The following is a 2753-nucleotide window of genomic DNA, read 5'->3' as shown; positions in this document are numbered from 1 at the left end:
TCGCCCTATTCGGACTCGCTTTCGCTACGGCTACCCCACACGGGTTAACCTCGCCACATGCCACTAACTCGCAGGCTCATTCTTCAAAAGGCACGCCATCACCCCTCACAGCAAGCTGTGCAAAGGCTTTGACGGATTGTAAGCGCACGGTTTCAGGTACTATTTCACTCCCCTCCCGGGGTACTTTTCACCTTTCCCTCACGGTACTAGTCCGCTATCGGTCACCAGGGAGTATTCAGGCTTATCGGGTGGTCCCGACAGATTCACAGCAGATTTCACGGGCCCGCTGCTACTTGGGAACCATTCACGAGAGCCGGGAAGTTTTCGTCTACGGGATTCTCACCCTCTACGACAGGCCGTTCCAGACCACTTCGACTAACAACCCGGTTTCTTACTCTCGCCCACCACGGCAGTGATGAGAAGAAAGGCCCCACAACCCCACGCACACAACGCCTGCCGGCTATCACATGTACATGGTTTAGCCTCTTCCGCTTTCGCTCGCCACTACTCACGGAATCACTATTGTTTTCTCTTCCTGTGGGTACTGAGATGTTTCACTTCCCCACGTTCCCTCCACACGCCCTATATATTCAGGCGCGGGTAACCACACATCACTGTGGCTGGGTTTCCCCATTCGGACACCCTCGGATCTCAGCTCGTTTGACAGCTCCCCGAGGCTTATCGCAGCCTACTACGTCCTTCATCGGCTCCTGGTGCCAAGGCATCCACCGTACGCTCTTAATTACTTACAACAAAGATGCTCGCGTCCACTGTGCAGTTCTCAAACAACACACAACCAGAAAACCATCATGCAGACACCAGCCGAAGGATGTTCCCATCCCCCACGGTATGACCTGCGGTCTCCCACTTGTCGTTTCTTGCCTAGAGAAGAAACACTCGCGTGTTCTCTCAGGACCCAACAGTATGCCGATATAACGTCGACTCCCACCAGCACAGAGGCCGGCGGTAGTGAATCGATGTGCTTGTCAGCGTCCACCCATGAGCTCCCGCAGCGAAACTAGTGTTCACTAAACGGGCTCTGCCAGACACGAGACCGACTGTTCGGCCTCGTCTGCTGGAGAATGCTCCTTAGAAAGGAGGTGATCCAGCCGCACCTTCCGGTACGGCTACCTTGTTACGACTTCGTCCCAATCGCCGATCCCACCTTCGACGGCTCCCTCCCCGAGGGGTTAGGCCACCGGCTTCGGGTGTTACCGACTTTCATGACGTGACGGGCGGTGTGTACAAGGCCCGGGAACGTATTCACCGCAGCGTTGCTGATCTGCGATTACTAGCGACTCCGACTTCACGGGGTCGAGTTGCAGACCCCGATCCGAACTGAGACCAGCTTTAAGGGATTCGCTCCACCTCACGGTCTCGCAGCCCTCTGTACTGGCCATTGTAGCATGTGTGAAGCCCTGGACATAAGGGGCATGATGACTTGACGTCGTCCCCACCTTCCTCCGAGTTGACCCCGGCAGTCTCTTACGAGTCCCCACCATTACGTGCTGGCAACATAAGACAAGGGTTGCGCTCGTTGCGGGACTTAACCCAACATCTCACGACACGAGCTGACGACAGCCATGCACCACCTGTATACCGGCCACAAGGGGGGCTACATCTCTGCAGCTTTCCAGTATATGTCAAACCCAGGTAAGGTTCTTCGCGTTGCATCGAATTAATCCACATGCTCCGCCGCTTGTGCGGGCCCCCGTCAATTCCTTTGAGTTTTAGCCTTGCGGCCGTACTCCCCAGGCGGGGCGCTTAATGCGTTAGCTACGGCACAGATCCCGTGGAAGGAACCCACACCTAGCGCCCACCGTTTACGGCGTGGACTACCAGGGTATCTAATCCTGTTTGCTACCCACGCTTTCGTTCCTCAGCGTCAGTTACTGCCCAGAGACCCGCCTTCGCCACCGGTGTTCCTCCTGATATCTGCGCATTTCACCGCTACACCAGGAATTCCAGTCTCCCCTGCAGTACTCAAGTCTGCCCGTATCGCCTGCCGGCCCATCGTTGAGCGATGGGTTTTCACAGACGACGCGACAAACCGCCTACGAACTCTTTACGCCCAGTAATTCCGGACAACGCTCGCACCCTACGTATTACCGCGGCTGCTGGCACGTAGTTAGCCGGTGCTTCTTCTGCAGGTACCGTCACTTGCGCTTCGTCCCTGCTGAAAGAGGTTTACAACCCGAAGGCCTTCATCCCTCACGCGGCGTCGCTGCATCAGGCTTTCGCCCATTGTGCAATATTCCCCACTGCTGCCTCCCGTAGGAGTCTGGGCCGTGTCTCAGTCCCAGTGTGGCCGGTCACCCTCTCAGGTCGGCTACCCGTCGTCGCCTTGGTAGGCCATTACCCCACCAACAAGCTGATAGGCCGCGGGCCCATCCTGCACCAGTAAACCTTTCCACCACAAGCCATGCAGCCTGTGGTCATATCCGGTATTAGACCCAGTTTCCCAGGCTTATCCCGAAGTGCAGGGCAGATCACCCACGTGTTACTCACCCGTTCGCCGCTCGTGTACCCCGAAGGGCCTTACCGCTCGACTTGCATGTGTTAAGCACGCCGCCAGCGTTCGTCCTGAGCCAGGATCAAACTCTCCGTTGAAGACTCTAGATTTCACAGGCGAACCTGCTAATCAGTCATAGACATCGAGTCAAATCACTAGCAATCAAAAACTCAAACTAGCTTCAAACACTGACCCCTCTCCGACGGAAGAAGGAAAAGAGCCAGCAAATACCCACACCACC

General features: G+C 56.2%; 2 rRNA genes (1 of these 2 running past the window's edge). Both read right to left on the bottom strand.

What is annotated here, in order from left to right:
- A 23S ribosomal RNA gene (locus tag ACFXMV_RS23125) occupies positions 1 to 752 on the bottom strand; it reaches 2478 nt to the left of the window's first position.
- Positions 753 to 1093: 341 nt separating this feature from the next.
- Positions 1094 to 2610: ribosomal RNA gene (locus tag ACFXMV_RS23120) — 16S ribosomal RNA — on the bottom strand.
- The 16S and 23S rRNA genes sit together here, the layout of an rRNA operon.
- Between the last annotated feature and the right edge of the window lie 143 nt (positions 2611 to 2753).

It is taken from the genome of Rhodococcus sp. NPDC059179 (assembly GCF_042754885.1).
GTDB lineage: Bacteria > Actinomycetota > Actinomycetes > Mycobacteriales > Mycobacteriaceae > Rhodococcus_G.
The sequence above is the reverse complement of the archived record's forward strand: the minus strand, read 5'-3'. Positions and strand labels throughout refer to the sequence as shown.